We start from the raw sequence: 25,405 nt of genomic DNA, 5'->3' as shown, positions 1-25,405 counted from the left end.
AAACTTTGTTAAAAATTTATTAAAAAATTTTTGTTTTAAATGTATATTCAATTTTCTCTCTGTCAATACTTTTAATAACAAGGGAAGAGAATGGGTAGAAAAATATGTTTTCGTCCCCCTTTAACATATTTGAATATTTATTCTCTTCCCTTTTTTATTTGTATGCAAGGGAGAGGGAAAAATGTTTGCTCAATTTAAAAAAATAAGTCTTCATTTATTATTATTTATAAGCATATTATGTCTACAATTTTTTAATACTAGTGCAATGACAAAAGAAGAAGGAATGCTAAAGGCTTTTAAAAATAGTGAAGCTACTGTAGAAGAAGTTAATATGAATGCATATGTAAATATGAACAATGTATTGAAAACACCTTCAGAAGGGAAAAAAATAGGTTTAGAAATAGCAAAAAAAATGCAAATAAAAGATGAAACCTTAAAAGATACATCAGCAGAAGGAGATACCCAAATATATATAGAAGGTAAAAGTGAAGAAGGAGGAACTATTCGGATTATTGTTCAAGGAACAGAATATGAAGATATAAAGGAAACGAATTTAGTGATAGATGTTGTAGAAAATAAACTTATAGATTTGAATGTTTTATCAGAAAAGATCAAAGAAGCTTTAGGCAGCTATGGAAAAGTAATAATAACATCTTGTATTACAGGAAGCTATGCAGGGGAATTGGAGGATGCAGAAAAAGAAAAGGTTGCAAAAAAAATAATGGAATCTTTGCAAGCTGAAGAAATAGAAGGATTTCGAGAAGAAAATATAATCAGTATCGTTGGATTTAGCAAAAAAATAAAGGATTATATTTCTTATGATGGTCATAAAGTAAACATAAATATAGCTTTAAGATATAATTCCTATGAAAAGAAAACATATTTATGGATTGCAACACCGCTGATTACAATAGGATATTGATATTTACAAAAATTTCCTAAAGGGAATTTTTCAAAAATGTAGAAATATAATTGAAGTTTGTTTTATTGAATACTAAGTTTAAAGGAGGCAGATATTTGGAAAAAATCATCGTAGAAAAAAGCCCTCCCCTAAAGGGTACTGTGAGGGTAAGTGGAGCAAAAAATTCGGTATTACCAATTCTTGCTGCATCCTTATTGTGTCAAGAAAATTGTGTTTTAGAAGACATTCCTGTACTTAAAGATGTAGAGGTGATTAGTGAAGTTTTGGCATCTTTAGGTGCAAATATTAAAAGAGATGTAGAAAATGGATGTATTCAAATTAATGCATCCTATATTGATAATTATGAAGCACCTTACGAACTGGTTAGAAAGATGCGTGCATCATTTTTAGTAATGGGTCCGCTTCTTGCGAGAAAGGGAAAAGCAAGAATTTCTCTACCTGGAGGCTGTGCTATAGGGACAAGACCCATTGACCTGCATTTAAAAGGGTTTCATGCTTTAGGAGCTAAGATTGATGTAGGACATGGATATGTAGAAGCATCTGCAGATAGGCTTATTGGAAATAAGATTTATTTGGATTTTCCAAGCGTAGGAGCTACAGAAAATATTATGATGGCTGCTACGATGGCAGAAGGTATAACGATTATAGAAAATGTAGCAGAAGAACCGGAAATTGTAGATTTGGCAAATTTTCTAAATAGCTTAGGTGCGAAAATTAAAGGAGCAGGAACAGATACAATAAAGATTGAAGGTGTAGAAGCATTAGGTGGGACAAAGCATACAGTGATACCTGATCGTATTGAAGCTGGAACTTTTATGGTTGCAGCAGCCTTAAGCGGTGGAGATGTAACTGTTGAAAATGCATTATCAGATCATCTAAAGCCTACAATTGCAAAATTAAGAGAATGTGGCGTAGAGGTCATAGAAAATGGTGATTGTATACAGGTACGAGCAAAGAATGGAATAAATGCTACAGACATTAAAACTTTGCCTTACCCTGGGTTTCCTACAGATATGCAGGCCCAATTTATGACTCTTTTGAGTGTAGCAAAGGGTACAAGTGTTGTTATTGAAACGGTTTTTGAAAATCGCTTTATGCATGTAGCTGAATTAAAAAGAATGGGTGCAAATATTAAAATAGAAGGAAGAAGTGCTATAATACAAGGGATAGAAAAATTACAAGGAACCCAAGTAAGAGCAACTGATTTAAGAGCGGGTGCAGCCTTGATACTTGCAGGGATGGTAGCAGAAGGAGAAACAGAAATAGGAGATATATACCATATAGATAGAGGATATGTAGATATTGAAAATAAGCTTCGTAGCTTAGGTGCTAAGATTAGAAGAGAAACATAAGTTTACCGCTTTTATAAATTTAATAAGCTATAAAAATGTGTCGGTTATCGACACATTTTTTTTCAGTCATATTTCCTTTTTGCGTCTCATAAAATGTACAAGTTAGAGTAATATACGAAAGACGCAAAGGGGGAAAACGGATGAAAAATGTTTTTGTTTTAATTTTTAGTGTATTTATTACTACTATTTTGATTCCTGTTTTATTGATCCAAAGATGCAGTGTTATTGAACCAAAAATAGAGAAACAGCAAATTGTAGAAAGCAATAAGGTTGTTCATGTATATATGCATGAAACAGGGGAAATAAAAACATTGGATTTAGAGGAATACATAAAAGGGGTAGTGGCAGGAGAAATGCCAGCAGCTTTTGAGATGGAAGCTTTAAAAGCACAAGCAGTTGCAGCGAGGAGTTACGCTGTATCTAGAATGCGTGCATACGGAAAAAATGGACATCCAAGTCATCCAGGAGCAGAGTTATGTGATTCGGTTCATTGTCAAGTTTGGTTGTCAAAGGAACGTTTAAGAGAATTAAAATCAAAAAACTGGATGAAAAATTATTGGCCTAAAATAGAGAAAGCAGTAGAAGAAACAAAAGGATTGATTATGACTTATGATAATAAGCCTGTAGACCAACCATTGTTTCATTCTACAAGCGGTGGCAGAACAGAAAATTCAGAAGATGTTTTTGCTGCATGGGTTCCATACCTTAGAAGTGTAGAAAGTCCTTATGAACAGGAAGCCCCTCACTTGACAGATCAACAGGATATTTCTATTGCAACTTTTGTATCAAAAATAAAAAAGAAATATCCTGATTGCAATATCAATGCTTCAAATATTAAATCTTCATTAAAGATATTAGAAAGAAGTGATGGTGGAAGAATTTTAAAAATGCAAGTTGGGAATAAAATATTAACAGGAAGAGAAATAAGAGAGTTGTTAGGATTAAGATCAGCGAATTTTAAAGTAGCTATTTATGGAGAAAAAATGAGATTTACTACAAATGGTTATGGTCATGGGGTAGGGATGAGCCAGTGGGGTGCCAATGGAATGGCAAAAAAAGGATATACCTTTGATGAAATATTAAAGCATTATTATGTAGGAGTAGAGATTAGTAAGATGAAGTAAAAAATGTTTCATACCCATGTATGAAATCCATCAAAGTGTCAAGAATACTAGATGGAGGTGAGTTATATGGGTTTGAAAAAATGGTTTTCAAAAGAGAACGGCATTTATAAAATACTAGATAAGGAAGGTTTTTATATCATCTTGTTTCTTTGTATATGCATTGTTGCTACAACAGCCGTATGGGTTAGCAAAATAAACATAGACAAACTTGCTACGGAAGATATATCTCCCCCATCATTAGAAGATAAGAATGATATGGCTGATGATTTGGATATGACAGAGTACAATCCAAAAAAGCCTACTATTGTGGTTGAAGATATCGAGGAAGATGAAACAGTTACATCTATATCTGTAGCAGAACAAGATAAAAAGAAAAAAGAAGAAATATTAGAATCAAAACATAAGGATAAGGTAGAAAAAATAAAAACTCAACAAAAAAGCACAAAAGAAGAAATGAAGGTTCCTGTAGTAGGAAAAAGAGGGATGGACTATGCAGTGGATACCCTTACATACTCAAAAACACTAGATCAATACACGACACACTATGGAATTGATATTATTGCAAAAGAAAATACTCCTGTTGTTGCAGCTCTAGGAGGAGAAGTTATAGAAGTAACTAGAGATTCTAAACTAGGGATTACTATTTCTTTGCTTCATGATGAAGGCATGATAACAAAATATGCAAATCTTAGTACAGACAGTATGGTAAAGGTAGGAGACCGAGTAGAAAAAGGACAAATTATTAGCGGTGTAGGAAAGACTGCTTTGTTTGAAATACTTGAGGAACCACATTTGCATTTTGAAGTACTAGTAGATGGAAAAAACGTAAATCCAAACAATTATTTACATATGAAATAATAAGTTAAACAGCATAAAACAGGGGAGCTCCCCTGTTTTTATCTATTCGTGAATACCTCTATATTTCATCTTTGTTGCTCTGCCACCTCTTATATGTCTCTCAGCTTTATTTCTGTCAAGTATTTTCTTTACTTGGTTAGCTATTAGAGGGTTTATCTTAGGAAGTCGTTCAGTTACATCCTTGTGTACTGTGCTTTTGCTTACACCAAAAACCTTTGCAGTTTGGCGGACGGTAGCTTTTTCATTTATAATATATTCAGCTATTTCTATGGCTCTTTCTTCTATATAGTCTTTCACTTGCTTAACCCCCCTTTGAATCAACTCCTTGATAAATACTATGCAGGGGATGTTATCAATAGAACAGAAAATAACTACTCTAAAAAGATACTGTCAAAATCTTTAAAATTAAAAAGGAATTATAAAATCTATATAGAATATAGTAAATTTGGATGCGACATATTTATAGTAAATAAAACAAAATGAGCTTGTTGACAAAGTTATATTTATCAATGAATTGAAAAATAACGCTCATAAACAAAGCTTTAGAGAAAACTAAGATTCATAATTTCAAAAAATCCTAACGCACCTAATCAAGACGTCCTGTCTTGTAGGATGCTGGCTTAGCATCCGTGCTAAGCCTACGGATTTTTCCGAAATTCTTCATCAAGTTTTCTTTACTAAAACATTGTAATTATTCGCTTTTATTTTTCATTCATAAAATTCTATTTTGTCTATAGCCTGAAAATGTTTATTTTATATAAAATAGATAACATAAAAGAAAACTTAACCTTTAAGAGAAAGGGGATCGAAATGTTTGGATTAGGAATGGAAGTAGGTATTGATTTAGGTACGGCTAGTGTTTTGGTGTTTATAAAAGGGAAGGGGATAGTTTTAAAAGAACCATCTGTAGTAGCGATTGATAAAAATACCAATAAGCTTTTAGCAGTAGGAGAGGAAGCAAGAAGAATGCTAGGGAGAACTCCTGGCAATATTGTCGCTATAAGACCTTTGAAAGATGGGGTTATATCAGATTATGAAGTGACAGAAAGAATGCTTCGCTATTTTATAAAGAAAACTTGTGGAAAAAGTAGATTTTTTAAGCCTAAGATAATTGTTTGTGTGCCAAGCGGAGTAACGGAAGTTGAAAAAAGAGCTGCAATTGAGGCTACAAGGGAAGCAGGTGGAGGTACTACTTATCTTATAGAAGAGCCTATTGCTGCAGCGATTGGTGCCGGCCTTGATATATCAAAGCCTGATGGGAATATGGTTGTAGATATTGGAGGAGGGACAGCAGATATTGCTGTAATTTCTCTAGGTGGTGTAGTAGTAAGCAGATCAATAAAATGTGCAGGAGATAGATTTGACCAGTCTATTGTTAGATATATGCGCAAAAAACATAATCTTTTAATTGGGGAGAGAACTGCGGAGAGTTTAAAAATTAATATAGGAACAGCTTATCCTAAATTTAAAAACGTGACTATGGAATGTAGAGGAAGGGATTTGGTATCTGGACTTCCAAGAACAATAAAGGTCACATCTGAAGAAATGCTAGAGGCTTTAGAAGAACCAGTTATGTCAATTGCAGAAGCTGTACATGCCGTACTAGAAAGAACACCTCCAGAGCTTGCTGCGGATATAAGTGATAGAGGAATTGTTATGACAGGCGGCGGGGCGTTGCTAAATGGTTTAAATAAGCTTATTGAAGAAAGAACGGGGATAGCTACTTATGTTGCGGAGGATCCTATTGAATGTGTTGCGAAAGGGACAGGAAAATCACTAGAGTCTATTCATATTTTAGAAAAGAGTATGATGAGTAGTAGAAATTTTAGAGCATCTAGGTAAGTTTAGAAGTCTACCTTTATGAGGAGTAAAGGTAGATTTTTATTAATTTGTTATAAAGTTTTTTAGTAAAAATGCCGATATAAAGTGTAGTATTATGTATAAAAGGAGTTGAAATATATGCTCAGGGGGCTTTATACAGCAACATCTGGTATGAAGACAAACAACAGAAAGCTAGAGGTTATTACAAATAACATTGCAAACATCAATACAGTAGGATATAAAAAGGATTTACTTATTTCAGAATCTTTTCCGGAAATTCTGATAAAAAAGATTAATGCTTCAAATCCTTTTATGAATAATGAAGTATTTAAAGGGGTTGAAGTAAAAGAGGATAATGGACTATATACAGTAAATACAACAAGTGGATTTTTTCGTACAAAAACTATAAACGGTATAAGCTATCAGAAAAGCTTAAATTTTACTATTAACAAGGATGGATACCTGAGCACATATTATAGGGATGCTGACGGAAATAAAGATACACAAGGAGGATACTTAGTATTAGGAAACAAAGGGCCTATATATGTAGGAGATGGGCAGTTAGAGGTCAATGAACGTGGACAAGTACTCGTAGATGGAAATGTTGTAGATAGTTTAGTTATGCCTACACCGCCAGGAGTGATTGGTACTCTAAATTCAGGGGTTACGGTAGATAAGATAGTTGTAAACTATGAACAAGGGCAGTTATTTGAAACTGAAAATGATCTGGATTTAGGGATAAAAGGAAAGGGATTTTTCCAAATCGAGACACCTGATGGAATTCGCTATACGAGGGATGGAAGTTTTCAGCTAAATAACAATAATGAGCTTGTTACATTAGATGGATATCCTGTAATAGGAGAGTATGGTCCGATTGTTATTGAAGGATCAGAGATTGCTGTTTCAGAAGCAGGGGAAATCATTGTAGATGGTGAATTTATTGATAAAATAAAAGTTATTAATATAGAGAATTTAGGGGATTTGCGAAAAGAAGCAAGTAATTTTTACAAAATGGCAGAAGGAGCACAAATAAAGGAGGCTCCATTTACAGGAACTATTCATCAAGGCTTTTTAGAAAAAGCTAATGTAGATCCAATAAAAGAAATGGTAAAAATGATGACAATATTTAGAAACTATGAATCGGGACAAAGAGTTATAAAGGCTTATGATGATACTTTAGGAAAAGCAGTAAATGAGGTTGGAAAAGTTTAATAAAAAGGAGGAAAAATTATGAGAGCGTTATGGACTGCTGCATCTGGAATGAAAGCACAGCAATTGAATGTTGATACAATAGCTAATAACCTAGCAAATGTAAATACCACAGCATATAAAAAGCAAAGAGTTGAATTTAAGGACCTTTTATATGAACAATTAAACAACAAAAGCATTAGTGAAGGTGAAGGAAGACCAGTAAATTTAGAAGTAGGACATGGGGTTATGCCTATGGCAACACTACGTTCATTTACAAAAGGAAACCCAGAACAAACTAATAATGATTTAGATTTTGCTATTGATGGAGACGGCTTCTTTGTTGTACGTGATATGAATGATAACCTTTTTTATACTAAAGATGGAAGCTTTAAATTGAGTGTAGAGGATAATGAAGCAAGGCTAGTTACATCAGATGGATACTTTGTTCAATGTGATGCTGGAGATATAGAATTAGGAGAAAATGTAAAGGAAATTACTGTTTCACCAAATGGCGTGATTAATGTAAAAAGAGAAGGAGAAGAAGAAAGTGAAGAAATTGGTCAGATGACTTTAGTAAGATTTGCAAACCCTGCTGGATTAGAATCTATAGGACAAAACCTATACAGAGAAACTATAGCTTCTGGAGAAGCCTTTGAAGCATATGAAGGGGAAGCAGGTTCAATAAAACAGGGTTTTTTAGAGGCATCAAATGTATCTGTGGTTGAAGAAATGGTCAAGATGATTACTGCTCAAAGAGCTTATGAAATCAACTCAAAATCTATTCAAACAGCAGATCAAATGCTAGAACAAGCAAATAATTTGAGAAGGTAGATGATTCAATATGAAAATCAATCCAATTTCATTATCTCCTATAAACAAAGGGCAATACGAAAAAAGCAAAGTAAAGGAAGATAGCTTTAAAAATGCACTTGAGCAAGCAAAAAAAGCAAAGGATGATAAAAAACTGTTAGATGCTTGTCGACAGTTTGAATCTATGTTTGTAAATATGATGTTAAAAAATATGAGAAATACTATTAAAGAAGATGGTTTTATAAAGAAAAGCTATGCGAGAGAAATCTTTGAAGGTATGCTTGATGAAAAGCTAGCAGAAGAAGCTTCAAAAGGGCAAGGGATAGGAATTGCAAAAGAGATGTATAAACAGCTTTCAATGAAATATAAAAAGAAATAAAGCTATATTTATCAATGAATTGAAAAATAATGCTCATAAACAAATCTTTAGAAAAAACTAAGATTCATAATTTCAAAAAAATCCTAACGCACCTAATCAAGACATCCAGTCTTGTAGGCTGCTGGCTTAGCGTCCATGCTAAGCCTACGGATTTTTCTGAAATTCTTAATCAAGTTTTCTTTGCTAAAGCTTTGTAATTATTCGCTTTTATTTTTCATTCAGAATAATTCTATTTTGTTTATAGTCTGAAAGAGTCAGCTAAGGTTGACTCTTTGTTTTTACATAATAGTAAAAATTTAGCATGTATATTTTGTCAAAATCCTATAATTTATTGATTAATATTGTATATTCTTGTAAAATAAAAGAGTTAAGGATTATAAAAAAGGAGTGTAAAAAAATGCTAAATAACATAGAAATTCAAAAAATTATTCCACACAGATATCCATTCTTATTAGTAGACAAAATCATTGATATGGAACCAGGAAAAAAAGCAGTAGGAATCAAAAATGTAACAATCAATGAACCATTCTTTCAAGGTCATTTTCCAGGGAACCCAATCATGCCTGGGGTACTAATTATAGAAGCATTAGCACAAGTAGGGGCAGTATCTGTATTATCAATGGAAGAAAACAAAGGAAAACTAGCTGTATTTACAGGAATAGATAATGCAAAGTTTAGAAAGCAAGTAGTACCAGGAGATACATTAAGGCTAGAGGTAGAGATGGTTAGCTTAAGACGAGGAATGGGAAAAGGAGAAGCTGTTGCCTTTGTAGGGGATGAAGTGGCTTGTAAGGCTACTATAAAGTTTGCATTGATTGAGCAAGAATAATATTATTTTATTATGAGGTTATAGAATGGAGGAAGCATAATGGAGCAACAAGCTCAGTATGATGAAATAAGCTTAAGAGAATTAATAGAGATATTATTAAGACAGAGAAAATTGATTATAGGGGTTACCCTTATATGTTTAATTGGGGCATTTGTTATAAGTTTTTTCGTATTAGATCCAGTATATGAAGCAAAGGCAGTACTTATGGCTTCAAGCATGAACAACAAATTAAGGCAACAAGAAGAAGGTGTTAAAGGATTACTTGATGTAATGGCACAATATCCAGAGATGAGTGTAGAAACATACAAAGAACAGATTAACAACCCTCATGTATTGCAGCAGACAATAGATGAATTAAACCTTGAAAAAATCAATATAACTAGAAGAGATTTAAAAAATATGATAGAACTTGGAACTATAAAAGATACAAACTTAATCAATATAAAAATAAAATATACAGATAAAAAAGTAGCTACAGATATTGCAAATACTATAGCTAAAAAATTTACTGAGTTTGTATCAAAAAATGCACAAACACAATATGCAAAGTCATCAGATTTTATGAAGCAACAATTAGTATTAGAAAAGAAAAATTTAGATAGTGTATTATTAGAATACAAAGAATATCTTTCACAACCAAAAGGAAAAGAAGAATTGCAAAAAGAAGTAGATTCAAAGCTAGAATTGATTACAAGGTACAAAACAGATTTAGTAAATGCTCAAATAGAAGAGAAAAAGTTAAGTGCAGCACTTAGCGTAGCTGAGAAGGCATTAACTAGTACGCCTGACAAAATTACATTAATCAAGACTTTATCAGATGATCCATATTTTGCTCAAATCATAAAAGATAAAACAGGAAAAGATGCAGTGGAACTATATACTGTACAGATCACAACGGAAGAAATTAATCAAGCTTATATAACTTTAAAAACGCAGATCGATAGATTGAAAATAGAACTAGCCAAAACTGTTTCTGAAAAGAACAATCTAAAAAATTTAGTTGAAAGCACGCAGAAAGAATTAGAACAGCTACAAGTTGATTTAGCTGAAAAGCAGCATGAAGAACAAACAATTATGCAAAAGGTAGAGGTTGCACAAAAGACTTATGACGCTTTTTTAGAAAAGTATGAAGAAACAAGAATAGCAAAATCCTCAGCCATTGGAGATGCAACCATTAGTATTGTATCGCCGGCTGTAGTACCGTTAGAACCGGTAGGGCCTAAAAAAATGTTAAACATGGCTATTGCAGGTGTATTAGGAATTATGATAGGGGTATTTTTAGCATTCTTTAAAGAATACTGGAAAAATTCAGCAGTTACAAACAAAGGGGTATCATAAAAATTACCGATAATATTTGGAGGTTATTATGGCTACAAAGTTAACAGGCAAAAGAAAATTGCATTATGATAAAGAAACTGGGAAGAATAGTATACTCTTTACATTACTATGTATATTATTATTCTACCCACCATTTTTCAGGGGATTGTTCTTTGATAAGGAGCTTTTGCCTACGCATATATTTACCTTTGGACTGGCGTGTATATGGATGTTTACCAAAATAAGATCGAATGATAGAATGATTCGTTCCATACCTGATCTATTAGGATTAGCTATTGTTGGAATGTATTTTCTTTCTATTTTCTATGGAGTAAATACTAGACTGGCTATAGGTGAATTTTTAAAGTATACTAATTATTATATGATCTATTTACTTGTAAGAGATTTTACAGTAGATGATAAAAAAAATAAAAAGACAATATTAAACGTATTGCTTTTAAGTGGAGCAATAGTTTCTATTATTGGAATTGGGAGTGCTATAGGAACATTTCATTATAATGGAGCTTTTGTTTCAGGACGTATTAATTCTACTTTTCAGTATCCAAATGCATTGGCATCTTATTTATTTGCATTATTTATTTTAGCATTAGGATTATTGCAAAATAGTGAAAGCATAAAAGAAAAGTGTTTTTATGCAGGTCTTTCAAATTTGTTTATATTTACTTTTATTCCTACCTTTTCAAGAGGAATGTGGCTACTTGCTCCTATTATTTTTGGAATATATCTCGTTATAGTACCAAGTAATCATAAATTGAAAACTTTTATTTACGGATTTATCACAGCTATACCTGCTACAGCTTTTTCATTATTGTTTACCAAGGGAATTGAAAACAGGTATGGAATAATACAGTGGGGAATACTACTTGTTTCCATATTCGTGACAGTAGGAATTACTTATTTATGTAAAAAACAAATAGAGAATTTTAGTAATAAATTACATAAACATATTTTTGCAGTCGGAGCTATAATAATTATAATAATAGGTTTAATGGGAGGGGTTGCTCTAAATGCGACCCAACCATTGATCTTGTCTAATATGGATAGTGAAAAAGATCTTTATAAAATTGTAAATCGTAATGTAACAAATGTTTTGAAAAACAAAGAATATAGATTAGAAGTAAATACAATAGCAAAAAATCCACAAAATAAAGCTTATGCTGGAAGAATAGATATATATAGTATAAATGATGAAGAAAAAGTAGAATCGTTGCTAAATAAAAATATAGTAGAGAGTAAAAAGCTAGCGTTAAATTTTTCTACTAAGGATTCAACAGAATCTATCAGAGTAAGGTTTTTAAATTATTATGCAAATACGGAAGTTGTTTTTGATAATGCAATTTTATACGATAATCAAACAGGTGAAAAGATTAAGGATATAAAATTGAAATACAAGTATATTCCTGAAAGATTCATTGCAAGAATTAATAGTTTTACTGCTAATGAAAGAAGTGTCCAAGGAAGATTTGCATTTTATCAAGATGCTTTTAAAATCATAAGAGATTATCCAATCTTTGGTGCTGGTGGGGGAGCTTGGCAAACACTTTATTTTATGTATCAATCTTATATGTATTGGTCTACGCAGACGCATAATTATTTTATGCAATTGTGGATCGAAATAGGTACATTAGGATTTATTTTATATTTAGGGTTTGTTGGAATGATGTTCTTTTATACATACAAATATACAAGAAATACAGATGATACTAAAGAAAAGCTACTTCAAATCACCCTTTGTACAGCATGGTTGACATTGTTGATACACAGTAGTATGGATTTTGATTTATCTTTAGGTGCTATGGCTATATTCTTATGGACACTTTTTGGTATGATGAATCAAACAAACATTACGATCCAAAAGCTAAAAATTAAGAATAACATGATAAGATTTATTCCTATAATCATTTCTTTATTGCTAGTATTAGGATCTTGGTCTTTGCAGCTTGGGCAACAATATACTAAAAAGGCTGTAGGATATGTTCAGAATAATATTATAGAAAATGCTATTAAATATTTTGAAAAAGCTACAAAATATGATCCTTTTCAAGGTTCTTATCATACTGACTTAGCTACTATATATGCATTAGTAGGGAAAAAAGAAAATCTATACACTAAAAAGGCAATACAAGAAATTGAAAAAGCTACTGAATTAGAGCCATATAATTCTAAAATTCTTAAAAAATCTGCACGAATATATATGGAATTAGGTCAGTTTGATAAAGGATTGGAATATATAGATAGAGCAGTGGAAGTTCAGCCGATGAATGTAGACAATTATTTAGATCAAACACAAGTATATTTAGCTCTTAGTAAGTATTTTATAGATATAAAAGACCAGACAGGCATAGATATGGTTATAGATAGAATTCCAAATATAAAATCTTTACTAAATAAGCATAGCCAGAATTCATTACAACCTTTTAGATACAATAGAGATTTAGATGACAATCTTCAAAAACTGGAGTACTTAATGGATAACAAAGAGGATACGGGTCAGTTAAAGAAACTAGATAAGGTTGTTCTGTATAAAAAATTTGATTTAGATATTGACAAGGATAAAATTCCTGATGGTATAAGGATATGGAATACGAAAGAAGGGGACTTAGAAGTACGAAAGCAAGATGGATATATATCTATTACAAACACAGGTAATGATTATGGGGTATTGATTATTGATCAATTATCATTACAACAAGAGAAAAAGTATAAGCTAGAAATAAATTATAGCAGTACTTTGAAGTCTGAAGATTTCGATATATACATATATGATCTATCAAATAAATCTAAAGTGATAGCGAAATTAGAAAATATAAAACCTACTAAAGATTTTACAAAAGCAGTACTAGAAATCGATGTTCCGAATAATGTAGTAGCTGAAAAACAGAGAGTGATTATTGTGCATAGAGGAAAAGGTAATGAATTCATAAATGTTAAAAGTATTAGTATTATTCAGAGCATATAAAAAGTAATGGATGTATCAATTTTGATTACAGGAGTCGTATATGAATAAGGTGGAAAATATGTAGATTGTTGTAATCAAGTTTTCAGTGTAGTTGGAGTAGTCGAGATGCAGTTATATTAAGGGATATAAGTGTTTTAATAGGGTTAGGAAAAGTCAAAAAAGTATTTTAAAGCTCTAGAGCACTTGATGTAACTGAGGTTGATATGTGTTTGAAGCAGTTTTATAGTATACCATAAAATAGATAGAAAATGAATCGAGGTTGATTAAAATGAGTAAACGTATATATTTAGCATCGCCACATATAAGCGATGAAGGATATGAAATGCAGTATATACAAGAAGCATTTGATACTAATTGGATAGCACCTCTTGGTAAGAATGTAAATGAATTTGAAAATGAACTGGCCGCTAAGGTAGGATCTAAAGCTGCTGCAGCTCTTTCATCAGGAACCAGTGCTATTCATCTTGCTCTTAAAGCTGCAGGAGTAGAAGAAGGGGATATTGTATTTTGTCAATCACTTACCTTTTCTGCAACTGCTAATCCAATTATTTATCAAAATGCAATTCCTGTTTTTATTGATAGTGACAATAAAACTTGGAATATGTGTCCTAAAGCTTTAAAAGAGGCTTTTGACAAGTATCCAAATGTTAAAGCAGTTTTGGTAGTCCATCTTTATGGATTATCGGCAGATATTGATAAGATTGTTGAGATTTGCAAGAAACATAATGTACCACTAATTGAAGATGCAGCTGAATCTTTAGGTACTTATTATAAAGGAAAGCACACTGGTACTTTTGGGGATTATGGAATTTTCTCATTTAATGGAAATAAGATTATAACTACTTCAGGTGGTGGGATGCTTGTTTCAGATAATGAAGAACGAATTGCTAAGGTGAGATTTTGGGCAACACAATCAAGAGATCAAGCAAGACATTATCAGCATAGTGAACTTGGTTTTAATTATAGAATGAGTAATGTAGTAGCAGGTATTGGTAGAGGACAGCTTAAGATTTTGAACCAGAGAATTGAGAAGAAGAAATATATCTTTGAGTTTTATAAGAGAGAGTTAGGTCAGCTAGAAGGAGTTAAGTTCATGCCAATAAATGAGTGGAATGAGCCAAACTACTGGTTATCATGTATGATACTTAGTGGTAAAGTTAATCCACTGGATATTATGGAAGCTCTCGAGAAAGAAAATATCGAATCAAGACCTATTTGGAAGCCGATGCATATGCAGCCGTTCTTTGCTAAATATGATTATATTGGTGGAGATGTATCAGAGAAGTTATTTGAGAATGGTGTATGTTTGCCTTCTGATACGAAGATGACAGATGAGGATCTTACGAGAGTTTGTGAAATTATAAAAGGGTTGTGGGAGTAGTATGCAAACCGAGGTTAAAATGAAAATTGAGCCAACCTTAAAGCAGGGTGGAATATATAGAAGGTTTTTGAAAAGACCAATGGATTTTATATTGGCTTTGATAGCAATCATAGTTTTAAGTCCTGTTCTTTTGATAGTTACTATACTTGTTAGGATTAAGTTAGGTAGTCCAATTATCTTTAAACAGAAAAGACCTGGATTGAATGAAAAAATCTTCACTATGTACAAGTTCAGAACAATGACAGATGAGCGAGATGAGAACGGAGAGTTACTTCCTGATAGTGTTAGACTGACTAAGTTTGGCAGTTTTTTAAGATCTACTAGTTTAGATGAGTTACCAGAGCTTTTTAATATTCTTAAAGGGGATATGAGTGTTGTTGGGCCAAGACCATTACTTGTTCAATATTTACCACTCTACAATGATTATCAAAAACGTAGGCATGAAGTAAGACCAGGTTTGTCGGGCTTAGCGCAGGTAAACGGTAGAAACGCTATTAGCTGGGAAGATAAGTTTAATCTTGATGTTGAGTATGTTGATAATGTTGGCTTTATTGGAGATTGGAAGATTATATTTCTGACTATAAAGAAGGTTTTTGTTAGGGAAGGTATTAGTTCAAATACATCTGCTACGATGGAGCCTTTTAGAGGGTCACCTTCAGGGAGTGTGAAATTGTGAAAAATAGATTATTGATTATTGGGGCTAGTGGACATGGAAAAGTAGTTGCTGACATTGCATTAAAAATGAATAAATGGTTAAGTATAGCTTTTCTTGACAATAACGAGTCCATAAAATCATCTATGGGATTAGAAGTAATAGGTAAGTCAGCAGATGCCTTAAAGTATATAGAAGATTATGACATATTCGTAGCAATTGGAAATAATGCAACTCGGGAAAAGATTCAGGAGAAACTTGAAGTTGCAGGAGCAAGTATTCCTGTTTTAGTTCACCCTAATGTTGTTATTGGAACAGAGGTTGAACTTAGGATTGGGACGGTGATCATGGCTGGTGTTGTAATTAATAGTTCAACAAGGATTGGTAAAGGCTGTATTATCAATACCGGATCTACAATAGATCATGATAATGTTATAGAAGATTATGTTCATATTTCACCTGGAGCTAATCTAGCTGGTAATGTAAAGGTTGGCAAAGGCTCATGGATTGGTATTGGAAGTGCAGTAAGCAATAACATAAACATCACCAATGGATGCAAAGTTGGTGCAGGTTCTGTGGTGGTTAAGGATATAACTGAATCGGGTACTTATGTTGGGGTTCCAGTGAGGAAGATAGATTAATAAAAATGTTGGTGTAACTGAGGTGGACTTAAATTGAAGAAAAAAATATGGTTGTGGAATCATTATGCGACAGATATGTATAAGAATCAAGGAGGACGTCATTATTGGTTTGCAGAGAATTTAATGAATGAAGGTTATGAAGCTATAATTTTTTGTGCTAATACATACCATAACAAAACGGAATACATTGACACAGGTGATAAGAAGTATGCTATAGACGTTATAAATAACATTCCATTTGTATTTGTAAAAACTACAATTGCACTTGGTAATGGGATTGATAGAGTTAAGAATATGAGCTTATTTTATTTAAATTTACTCTCAGTTGCAAAAGAATATGTACAAGTTAATGGTAAACCTGATATTATTCTTGCTTCAAGCGTACATCCATTAACAATGGTTGCAGGGATTCAGGTTGCGAAAAAACTTGGTGTTCCTTGTATTTGTGAAGTACGCGATTTATGGCCAGAAGCAATCTTTGCATTCAATAAGGCTAAAGAAAAAAGTTTATTGGGGAAATTACTAATAGCAGGAGAACATTGGATCTACAAAAAAGCTGATGCCCTTATATTCACTAAAGAAGGTGACACAGATTATATAAAAGAAAAGAAGTGGGATACTTTACAAGGTGGAGACATTAATCTAAAGAAAGCACATTATATAAATAACGGCGTTGATGTAGAAGCGTTTAATAAATCTATTGAGGAAAAGAAATTTGAGGATGTTGATTTAGATGCTGATAAGTTCAATGTTGTTTATGTGGGTGCAATTAGACCTGTAAACAATGTGGGTAACATTCTAGATGCAGCAGCTTTATTAAAAGATAAAAAGGATATTCAGTTCTTGATATATGGTGATGGAAATCAAAAAGAGATGCTAGACAAAAGAGTAAAAGATGAAGGACTATCTAATGTCAAAATGAAAGGCTTTATTAACAAACAATTTGTTCCTTATATTTTGAGTAAATCATCAGTAAACATTCTTAATTATTCTCAAACGCAATATAACTGGACTAGAGGCAATAGTTCGAACAAGTTGTTTGAGTATATGGCTTCAGGGAAGCCTATTATTTCAACTGTTAAAATGGGATATTCTATGATAGAAAAGTATAGATGTGGTATTGAACTTGAAAATGCTTCTAGTAGAGATTTAGCTAAAGCCATATTAACAATAAAAAATATGTCTAGAGAGAGCTACCAAGAGTTAGGAAAAAATGCTAAAAATGGAGCTAAAGATTTTGATTTTAAAGTTTTAACAAAGAAACTTATAAAAGTAATAGAAGATGTAAAATAGCAGAGGTGTTGTTATGATTAAATCACTTATAAATGAATATGGATTGCTGTGGGTAATTAATCGCTCACTATATTCAGCGAAGCTGAAAATGATGAGAACAATACCATCTACAGAAAAATTGTTTGAAAGAAATGTAAGTATAAAAAGAATAGATATTTTCGATATTGATGCAAAAAGAATTGAAAAATTTCTTTCAAATTTATCGGACGAAAAAAAGGAAGAAGTAATTACAATTGCAGATAGAGCGATTGAAGGTAAAATAAGAGCATTTTCTTCTATAGAGCTTGATTATGGTAACTCTATAAATTGGCACTATAATCCAATAACAAAAACTGAAGTAGATAAGAATAGAAAATGGTACAAGATACTCGATTTTGACCCTGATAGGGGCGATATAAAAGCAATATGGGAAGCTTCAAGATTTACGCACTTTTTCTATTTTGCAAGAGCATATCTTATAACTAAAGATGATAAGTATTACACAGCTTTTTCAGAGCAACTTAGAAACTGGATTGAGGATAACCAATACTCATATGGACCTAATTATAAATGTGGACAAGAAGCAACGCTTAGGATGATAAATGCATTAATTGTATATTCAGTTTTTAGGTCATGTGGAATAGAAAATGTGGAAGATGAAGCTAACCTTAAAAAATTAGTAGAAGGAAGCTATAAGAAAGTTTTATCTAACTTCTTCTATGCGCATAAATGCATAAAAAACAATCACACACTTTCAGAGATTACAGGCTTAATAATTGGTGCATGGTGTAGTAAAGATAACATTAAGTTAGATAAGGCATATCGATTGCTGGATAAAGAAATTAAAAATCAGTTTTTAGCTGATGGGGGCTATATACAATACTCTTTTAACTATCATAGGTTTGCTCTTCAAATAATGGAGTTTGTACTAAAGATAAGTAACAAAACCAAAAGGTCGTTATCTGATACTAGTAAAGAATTAATAAAGAAGAGCGCTCTGTTAATGTATCAAATGCAAGAAGATAATGGAGATGTACCAAACTATGGTTCTAATGATGGGGCTTTGATTTTTCCCGTTACATCTTGTGGATATAGAGACTTTAGACCAGTTCTAAATACAATTTATTTTTTATTGGATGATAAAAGATTGTATGAAGTTGGAGAGTATGATGAAGAACTGTTATGGTTTGTTGAGGAACAATTTGATAAAAGCGAATATGCCAATATAAAAAAAGAGTCAAGTGGATATAAAGAATCTGGATTTTATTCACTAAGACATAAAGATGGATTTTTAATGACAGTTCTTCAGAATTTTAAGACAAGACCTGCTCAAATGGATCAGTTACATATTGATTTATGGCATAAAGGGAAAAACATTTTATGTGATAGTGGCACATATTCATATGCAACTGATATTGGAAAGGAAATGGCTTTAACTGCAGCACATAATACAGTAAAAGTTGATGATAAAGAGCAAATGAAAAAGCGCGGTCCATTTTTAATTTATGATTGGTCTAAAGCAAAGGATGTAGAATTTACTAAAGAGAGATTTAAAGGAACAATGATATCAAAAAATGGTTACTCTCATACAAGAAGTATCAAAAAAATAGAGGGTGGATACTTAATAGAAGATATAGTAAATGGAGATGGAAATCAATGCAAATTAAGTTTTCACACACCCTGTGAAGTTAAAATGATAGATAGAGGTTTTGAATTATTAGATGATGGTATTGTAATTGCTAGAATAATAAATATAGGAAATTTTGATGTAAAGAGAGCATTTAGGAGTTTATATTATTTAAAGAATGAAGAGATTAATCTAGTTTCTATATACAAAAAAATGGAAAAACAAAAATGTCATATTAGATTTGAAATACAACTTTTTTAATGAATTAGAAGTTAAAGGAAGGTAATAAAGATGATTAATGTAATTGGACTTGGCTACATAGGACTTCCAACAGCACTCATGTTTGCAAAAAGTGGTGTAGAGGTTATTGGAACTGACATTAGTAAAACGTTAGTAGATTCGTTATCTCAAGGCAAACTTTCTTTTGAAGAAAAAGGATTAGAAGAACTGTTCAAAAAAGCTTTATCTAATGGAATTAAGTTTACTACTGAATATCAAAAAACAGATACTTATATTATTGCTGTTCCAACACCATATTTAAATTCCAGTAAAAAACTTGACCCAAAGTATGTAATATCAGCTGTGAATACAGTTTTAGATGTTTGTGATAAAGGTGCAATTATAATCATTGAATCCACTATATCCCCTGGGTCAATTGATAGATATGTTCGTCCAGAAATTAAAAAAAGAGGGTTTGTGATTGGAGAAGATGTTCATCTTGTTCACGCTCCTGAAAGAATTATTCCGGGTAATATGATTTATGAACTAGAACATAATTCTAGAACAGTTGGAGCTGATGATTCTAGAATCGGCGAAAAAGTAAAAGAACTATATTCTAGTTTCTGTAAGGCTGAGATCGTAGTAACTGATATTAGATCTGCAGAAATGTCTAAGGTTGTTGAGAATACGTATAGAGATGTCAACATAGCATTTGCAAATGAACTTGCTAAAATTTGTCGTGCTGATAATATGGATGTATATGAAATTATTCGGATTGCGAATAAACATCCAAGAGTTAATATTTTACAACCAGGTCCTGGAGTAGGTGGTCACTGTATTTCGGTAGATCCATGGTTTTTAGTTGGAGATTATCCAGACCTAACGAATTTAATTTTGACAGCAAGAAAAACAAATGATTCTATGCCTACTCATGTACTTGGCAGGATTAGAGATATCATGAGAGAGCATAATATTACTGATATATCGAAAATTGGTTTATACGGATTAGCGTATAAAGAAAATGTTGATGATACAAGAGAGAGCCCGACATTACAACTCTTAGAAAGAATGGATGAACACTTAGCATTCGGAGTAAAAGTATATGATCCATTTGTTAAGACAAGGATTGTGGATCATCAATTTATGAATTTTGAGGACTTTTTAAATGAGATAGAAATACTTGTTATCATGGTGGGGCATGATCATATTAAAAATAATATGGAGCTTATAAGAGATAAACATGTACTTGATACTAAAAATGTTTGCACTTTTGATGAAGCATATAAGTTGTAAAATGAGTTAAAGCAGATATTTCAAATAAAAAAATATACTGAAGTGAGGGTATAGTATGAAACAATTATTTTTAATGGTTAATGATGGAATAGTTAAATTGATAGATAAACCAGTACCAAAAGTTAAAGAAAATTATGTACTGGTAGAAACATTATATTCAGTTGTAAGTGCAGGGACTGAGAGAAGTCTTACTTCTTTTGGCAGTAAAAATTTAGTTCAAAAAGCAATGGAAAGGCCTGACCAAGTAAAAAAAGTTTTAGAGAAAATGGCTACTGATGGAATCTTAACAACAGTTGAGTCAGTTTTCACTAGGTTAAAAGAACCAATGCCCATGGGATATTCAGGAGTTGGCAAAGTAGTTGCGTGTGGACGTGGGGTTACAGAAGTTGAAGTAGGCGATTTAGTAGCTATGGCAGGACAGGCTTATCATAGTGAAGTAAATAGAGTTAATAAAAACTTAATTGTTAAGATTCCTAATGAACTTACAGACTATCGTCAAGGTGCATTATGTGCATTAGGTGGAATAGCTTTACAGGGAATTCATCAAGCAAAAGTTGAGCCAGGTGAAACTGTAGCTGTCATTGGATTAGGATTATTGGGACATATAACTGCACGTATTTTAAATGCTTATGGTTGTGATGTTATAGGCTATGACATCAAAGATAAATCCTTAGATGGGACAAAATTAAAATTATTTATTTTATCAAATGATGAAAATGCTGAAGATATAACGAAATCTTTAACAAAAGGAAGAGGGGTAGATAAAGTAATTATAACAGCTGCTACAAATAGCAATGATCCTATGGATTTAGCTGCTGCAATTGCACGTGATCGTGGAATTATTTGTATGATTGGTGTTACTCAGATGAGTATTGATAGACGTCCATATTATGAAAAAGAATTAACTTTTACAATTGCTAGATCCTATGGCCCAGGAAGATATGATTCAAACTATGAAGAAAGAGGAATTGATTATCCAATTGGGCATGTTCGATTTACTGAAGGACGTAATCTTGAGGAATTTATTCGTTTAATTGCACAAAATCGGGTAGATTTTTCTGATTTAATTACTCATGAAATTGACTTTGAAAAAGCTGATATAGCATATGAGATGATTACTACAAATAAGAATAATGAGAATTATATTGGAATATTACTTAAATATTCTCAGAATAAAAGTAAATGGCTGAATAAGGTGATAAATAATCAAGGAAAATCTAAATTTCAAAAAGATAAAATTTCAATTGGATTAATTGGAGCGGGTAATTTTGCAAAGAATACTCTTTTACCTATCATGAAGGATACAGGATTATATCATTTTAAAGGATTAGCTACTACTGGTGGAGTTGGAACGGCGCAAGCACAAGATGTTTTTGATTTTGATTATACAACAAATAATTATAAAGAATTACTGAATGATCCTGGTATTGACCTTATTGTTATTTCAACACAACATAACACACATGCAAAATTTATTATTGAAGCATTAGAAGCAGGAAAACATGTTTACTGTGAAAAACCTATGTGTTTAACGCTAGATGAACTTGAAAAAATTGAATCTACTTATAAAGTAGCTAAAGGTGAATTGTTTATAGGTTTAAATAGGAGACATGCTCCTCTTATAAAGAAAATTAAGAAAGAATTAGCTACTGATAAAATTCCTGCTGTATATGACTACATTGCTAATGCAGGATATATACCAGAAGATCATTGGACACAAGATGAAAAAATTGGTGGAGGAAGAATTGTTGGTGAAGCGATTCATTTTATTGATGTTATACAATATTTAGATGGAAGTAATCTTGAATCTATAAATATTACGTTTGCACAAAATGATGCTTTTCCAAAGAAAGATAATGCCATTATTACATTAAAATTCTCGTCAGGAGCTATTGGTAATATTATTTATACATCAATGGGCTCAAAAAAATATGCTAAAGAACAACTAAGGGTGTTTTCTAATGGTCAAGTTTATGAAATGAATAATTATATAAGAATGAATAAATATGGAAGTATGAAAAATACGAAGATAAAGCTTAGACAAGACAAAGGGATTAGGGATGAATATAATTATATTTATAATGTATTAAAGGCTAAAATTTCCAATACTTCTATTGACGATGCTTTTGCAAGTCATAGATTTTTGATCAGTAGTATCAAATAGAATAACTAAACTACAGGGGAGACTATTATCTACAAAACATTCAAAAATACACGTGTTGAGGAGTTATCAAAAAATATGATGAAAAAAGTTGTTATTGCTGGAGCCTTGCCTCCTCCTATTGGAGGAGTTACCATACATACAAAAAGGTTAATATCATTACTAGATGAGATTGAAGTAGATAATACATTTATTAATCTTAGACCTCGAAAAAATAGTGGTAGATTTAGCTTTAAATTATACATTAGGAATTTTTTGTATTGTGTAAAATTATCTCGGAAGAATATTTTGCACTATCAGTTAAATAATTGGATAGAAGTTGCAATTTTATCGTTATTAAGTAAGTTGGTGGATGGATGTGTCCTTTCTACAATTCATAGTTTTAGACCAGAAGAATTTTCACTAATACAAAGACTTTTTTTTAATATTGGGAAAAAATTTATTGATGTATTTGTAGCCCCTTCTGAAATGATAAGGGTAAAATTGATTCAATATAAAGTAATTGATTCTAAAATTATTGTTCTCAACACATATTTACCTCCATCAGAAATAGAATTAAATGAAAAGGTACCTGATGAATTGATGAAATTTATCAATAATTCAAAAAAGATTGTAGTAGCTAATGCGTATAAATTATATCTTGATCATAGTAATACTGATATATATGGACTAGATATGTGCATTGAAGCTTGTGCAAGAATTCCAGATATAAGTTTTATTTTTTGTGTTCCTATAATTGAGGATAAAGTTTATTTTGAGAAGTGCCTTGAAATGATAAAAACATATAACATTGAGAATAGATTTTTAATATATAACAAGAATATTTCTTTAGTTTCATTGTTCAAATACGCTGATGTCTTTGTTAGACCTACATCAACAGATAGCTTTGGGATATCGGTAGCTGAGGCAATATCATGTGGTGTACCGTCTATTGCATCAGATGTATGTGAAAGGGCAGAAGGTACGATATTATTTAAGGCGAGAAATATTGATGAATTTTTAGAAAAAATTAAAAGTCAAAAGGATTATAGTAACAAGAATAATAACAATTATGAAAAAGAAAAATATATTTCCAAATATATTGATTTATATAATACCATTGCCAAATAACTTTAAGATTTTAGAATGAAAAAAATTTTAAAAAAGTATAGCTATTCATATGTATTGATACAGTTATCTGATGAGATAAATTACTTAGAAATTTTTTCGTAATAATAAACAAGTTAGGCTTATAGATGCACTAAAATCTTATAAGAAATTGTATCAAAATTAATAAGTAAAATATTTGATAAACTACAAATATTAATTGGAGGAGGGGCAAGTGTCTAAATCTTCGAGATATTCATCGATATTTATATCACTAGTATTATATATTTCTCCACTACTAGGATGGACCTTTAATAAGAGTACTAATATTTATGTAAGATTTGCTCTTTATTTGTTATTATTGGGCATATTTGCAATAAATTTATTAAACAAAAATACAAAGTATAAACTTAATAACCAAATTTTAATTCCATTCTATTTATACTTATTGTGGACTGTTCTTAGAATTAATCGACTAGATGTAGGTCTTGAGCAATTTGTGATGCTAGTAGGATTATTTACGCTTATAATAATTTTAGGTTCAGTTAAGTGGGATAAGAAGGATATTGACTTAATCATATCATCTGGTATGAAAATACTAATATTATTGGTTATATGTGGATTCCTTAGTGGATTTGGTTTAGGAAAACCCATGACTGGTTTTTTTTTAAACGCAAATTTATATGGCGGTATATTGCTTTCGTATATGTTTTTTCCAATATACAAATTTGAAATGGAAAAGAATAATTTAAAGAAGAGAGTATATTTTTTACTAATATCTATAGCTGCAGCTGCAATTGTACTTTCTTTCTCAAGAGCAAGTTGGGTTGGTTTGATTATTGGCTTAAATATATATATATATATGTGTTTCTTGGAAAAAAGAAATAAGATGATTAAGCTAATAATCGGATTCATGATTTTATTAATATTAACTATATTATTACTACCATATTTTAGCTATTTAAATAATATTAATCTTCAAAGATTTTCTGCAGTTTATCTTGGAAAAAGGTTAGAGACTGGTAGAATAGATATCTGGTTTAAGCTCGTTAATTCATTGAAGGAGAATTACTGGTTTGGTTATGGAACTGGGGTTGAACCAAGTTTGATAGATGGAAAAGGCTTAAGTGCTCATAATCTTTATATTCAAGTTTTATTTCAACAGGGAGTAATAGGATTATTTCTATTAATATTTCTATTTTTTAGTATAATACGGATATTATTCAAATTAAGAAGTGATAAGTTTTGTAAAGTAACGTTTGTTATATTTTCTGGATTACTAATGAGGGATTTTTTTGAAGTTTCAATTATTCAGAATAATATTATTATATCTGTTTTTATATGGAGTTTAATAGGGATATCGAATAATGAACATCGAGTCAATTTAGAGAATAAAGTTTGTTGAGAAAGGAAGATAAAATAAATGTTTTTATACTTGAAAAAGTGTGTGTATAAAAGTATTACTAATATGAGGAAAGTCATAAATAGAG

Annotated in this window: 21 protein-coding genes; 20 read left to right on the top strand and 1 reads right to left on the bottom strand. The window is 31.4% G+C overall.

The window, feature by feature from the left end:
- Positions 1-181: 181 nt before the first annotated feature.
- From FQB35_RS13555 to FQB35_RS13540, 4 genes are all read left to right on the top strand, one after another.
- Positions 182-922 (top strand): YwmB family TATA-box binding protein, encoded by a 741-nt coding sequence (locus FQB35_RS13555; protein WP_148810385.1) that lies wholly within the window; start codon positions 182-184, stop codon positions 920-922.
- A gap of 95 nt (positions 923-1,017) precedes the next feature.
- Positions 1,018-2,274, top strand: a complete 1,257-nt coding sequence (gene murA, locus FQB35_RS13550; RefSeq protein WP_148810384.1) for a UDP-N-acetylglucosamine 1-carboxyvinyltransferase — start codon at positions 1,018-1,020, stop codon at positions 2,272-2,274.
- A gap of 140 nt (positions 2,275-2,414) precedes the next feature.
- The gene (gene spoIID / locus FQB35_RS13545; RefSeq protein ID WP_148810383.1) at positions 2,415-3,398 is read left to right on the top strand and encodes a stage II sporulation protein D; all 984 of its coding nucleotides are present in this window, start codon (positions 2,415-2,417) and stop codon (positions 3,396-3,398) included.
- Positions 3,399-3,464: 66 nt separating this feature from the next.
- Positions 3,465-4,256 (top strand): M23 family metallopeptidase, encoded by a 792-nt coding sequence (locus tag FQB35_RS13540; RefSeq protein ID WP_168198358.1) that lies wholly within the window; start codon positions 3,465-3,467, stop codon positions 4,254-4,256.
- 42 nt (positions 4,257-4,298) lie between these two features.
- On the opposite strand, the gene spoIIID is transcribed toward FQB35_RS13540, so the two are convergent.
- Entirely contained in the window at positions 4,299-4,553 is a 255-nt protein-coding gene (spoIIID, locus tag FQB35_RS13535) for a sporulation transcriptional regulator SpoIIID (protein WP_148810381.1), read from the bottom strand.
- 513 nt (positions 4,554-5,066) lie between these two features.
- On the opposite strand from spoIIID, the gene mreB reads away from it, so the two are divergent.
- The 16 genes from mreB to FQB35_RS13455 all read left to right on the top strand — a co-directional run bounded on the left by mreB (position 5,067) and on the right by FQB35_RS13455 (position 25,320).
- Complete coding sequence (mreB, locus tag FQB35_RS13530; protein ID WP_148810862.1) at positions 5,067-6,098, top strand: rod shape-determining protein; 1,032 nt, start codon at positions 5,067-5,069, stop codon at positions 6,096-6,098.
- A gap of 117 nt (positions 6,099-6,215) precedes the next feature.
- The gene (locus FQB35_RS13525) at positions 6,216-7,289 is read left to right on the top strand and encodes a flagellar hook-basal body protein (protein WP_148810380.1); all 1,074 of its coding nucleotides are present in this window, start codon (positions 6,216-6,218) and stop codon (positions 7,287-7,289) included.
- A 15-nt stretch (positions 7,290-7,304) separates the two neighbouring features.
- Positions 7,305-8,099, top strand: coding sequence for a flagellar basal-body rod protein FlgG (flgG, locus tag FQB35_RS13520; protein ID WP_148810379.1), 795 nt, complete (start codon positions 7,305-7,307; stop codon positions 8,097-8,099).
- Between the two features lie 10 nt (positions 8,100-8,109).
- Positions 8,110-8,457, top strand: coding sequence for a rod-binding protein (locus FQB35_RS13515; RefSeq protein ID WP_148810378.1), 348 nt, complete (start codon positions 8,110-8,112; stop codon positions 8,455-8,457).
- A gap of 397 nt (positions 8,458-8,854) precedes the next feature.
- On the top strand, positions 8,855-9,286 hold the full coding sequence (fabZ, locus tag FQB35_RS13510; RefSeq protein ID WP_148810377.1) for a 3-hydroxyacyl-ACP dehydratase FabZ: 432 nt from the start codon (positions 8,855-8,857) through the stop codon (positions 9,284-9,286).
- A 39-nt stretch (positions 9,287-9,325) separates the two neighbouring features.
- Positions 9,326-10,624, top strand: coding sequence for a GumC family protein (locus tag FQB35_RS13505; RefSeq protein ID WP_148810376.1), 1,299 nt, complete (start codon positions 9,326-9,328; stop codon positions 10,622-10,624).
- Between the two features lie 28 nt (positions 10,625-10,652).
- Positions 10,653-13,583: an O-antigen ligase family protein gene (locus FQB35_RS13500; protein ID WP_148810375.1), complete on the top strand. Its 2,931-nt coding sequence runs from the start codon at positions 10,653-10,655 to the stop codon at positions 13,581-13,583.
- Positions 13,584-13,851: 268 nt separating this feature from the next.
- Entirely contained in the window at positions 13,852-14,964 is a 1,113-nt protein-coding gene (locus FQB35_RS13495) for a DegT/DnrJ/EryC1/StrS family aminotransferase (protein ID WP_148810374.1), read from the top strand.
- A gap of 1 nt (position 14,965) precedes the next feature.
- Positions 14,966-15,640 carry a sugar transferase gene (locus FQB35_RS13490; RefSeq protein WP_269902692.1) on the top strand — a complete coding sequence of 225 codons (675 nt, stop codon included), beginning with the start codon at positions 14,966-14,968 and terminating at the stop codon, positions 15,638-15,640.
- A gap of 11 nt (positions 15,641-15,651) precedes the next feature.
- A complete protein-coding gene (locus FQB35_RS13485) occupies positions 15,652-16,257 on the top strand; it encodes an acetyltransferase (RefSeq protein ID WP_231701804.1) in 606 nt (201 codons plus the stop codon).
- Between the two features lie 33 nt (positions 16,258-16,290).
- Positions 16,291-17,550 carry a glycosyltransferase family 4 protein gene (locus FQB35_RS13480; protein ID WP_148810372.1) on the top strand — a complete coding sequence of 420 codons (1,260 nt, stop codon included), beginning with the start codon at positions 16,291-16,293 and terminating at the stop codon, positions 17,548-17,550.
- A 13-nt stretch (positions 17,551-17,563) separates the two neighbouring features.
- Positions 17,564-19,417 carry an alginate lyase family protein gene (locus FQB35_RS13475; RefSeq protein ID WP_148810371.1) on the top strand — a complete coding sequence of 618 codons (1,854 nt, stop codon included), beginning with the start codon at positions 17,564-17,566 and terminating at the stop codon, positions 19,415-19,417.
- Between the two features lie 30 nt (positions 19,418-19,447).
- Positions 19,448-20,668 (top strand): nucleotide sugar dehydrogenase, encoded by a 1,221-nt coding sequence (locus FQB35_RS13470; protein ID WP_148810370.1) that lies wholly within the window; start codon positions 19,448-19,450, stop codon positions 20,666-20,668.
- Positions 20,669-20,723: 55 nt separating this feature from the next.
- A complete protein-coding gene (locus FQB35_RS13465; protein WP_148810369.1) occupies positions 20,724-22,832 on the top strand; it encodes a bi-domain-containing oxidoreductase in 2,109 nt (702 codons plus the stop codon).
- Between the two features lie 75 nt (positions 22,833-22,907).
- Complete coding sequence (locus FQB35_RS13460; protein WP_148810368.1) at positions 22,908-23,939, top strand: glycosyltransferase family 4 protein; 1,032 nt, start codon at positions 22,908-22,910, stop codon at positions 23,937-23,939.
- A 211-nt stretch (positions 23,940-24,150) separates the two neighbouring features.
- Positions 24,151-25,320, top strand: a complete 1,170-nt coding sequence (locus FQB35_RS13455; protein ID WP_148810367.1) for an O-antigen ligase family protein — start codon at positions 24,151-24,153, stop codon at positions 25,318-25,320.
- Positions 25,321-25,405: the final 85 nt, after the last annotated feature.

Origin of the sequence: Crassaminicella thermophila (assembly GCF_008152325.1) — a bacterium.
Taxonomy (GTDB): Bacteria; Bacillota; Clostridia; order Peptostreptococcales; family Thermotaleaceae; genus Crassaminicella_A; species Crassaminicella_A thermophila.
The sequence above is the reverse complement of the archived record's forward strand: the minus strand, read 5'-3'. Positions and strand labels throughout refer to the sequence as shown.

Coding starts and splice junctions, on each gene's coding strand:
- FQB35_RS13555 (WP_148810385.1), top strand. CDS start 182: ATGTTTGCTCAATTTAAAAAAATAAGTCTTCATTTATTATTATTTATA.
- spoIID (WP_148810383.1), top strand. CDS start 2,415: ATGAAAAATGTTTTTGTTTTAATTTTTAGTGTATTTATTACTACTATT.
- FQB35_RS13540 (WP_168198358.1), top strand. CDS start 3,465: ATGGGTTTGAAAAAATGGTTTTCAAAAGAGAACGGCATTTATAAAATA.
- mreB (WP_148810862.1), top strand. CDS start 5,067: ATGTTTGGATTAGGAATGGAAGTAGGTATTGATTTAGGTACGGCTAGT.
- FQB35_RS13525 (WP_148810380.1), top strand. CDS start 6,216: ATGCTCAGGGGGCTTTATACAGCAACATCTGGTATGAAGACAAACAAC.
- FQB35_RS13515 (WP_148810378.1), top strand. CDS start 8,110: ATGAAAATCAATCCAATTTCATTATCTCCTATAAACAAAGGGCAATAC.
- fabZ (WP_148810377.1), top strand. CDS start 8,855: ATGCTAAATAACATAGAAATTCAAAAAATTATTCCACACAGATATCCA.
- FQB35_RS13505 (WP_148810376.1), top strand. CDS start 9,326: ATGGAGCAACAAGCTCAGTATGATGAAATAAGCTTAAGAGAATTAATA.
- FQB35_RS13500 (WP_148810375.1), top strand. CDS start 10,653: ATGGCTACAAAGTTAACAGGCAAAAGAAAATTGCATTATGATAAAGAA.
- FQB35_RS13495 (WP_148810374.1), top strand. CDS start 13,852: ATGAGTAAACGTATATATTTAGCATCGCCACATATAAGCGATGAAGGA.
- FQB35_RS13490 (WP_269902692.1), top strand. CDS start 14,966: ATGCAAACCGAGGTTAAAATGAAAATTGAGCCAACCTTAAAGCAGGGT.
- FQB35_RS13475 (WP_148810371.1), top strand. CDS start 17,564: ATGATTAAATCACTTATAAATGAATATGGATTGCTGTGGGTAATTAAT.
- FQB35_RS13470 (WP_148810370.1), top strand. CDS start 19,448: ATGATTAATGTAATTGGACTTGGCTACATAGGACTTCCAACAGCACTC.
- FQB35_RS13465 (WP_148810369.1), top strand. CDS start 20,724: ATGAAACAATTATTTTTAATGGTTAATGATGGAATAGTTAAATTGATA.
- FQB35_RS13460 (WP_148810368.1), top strand. CDS start 22,908: ATGATGAAAAAAGTTGTTATTGCTGGAGCCTTGCCTCCTCCTATTGGA.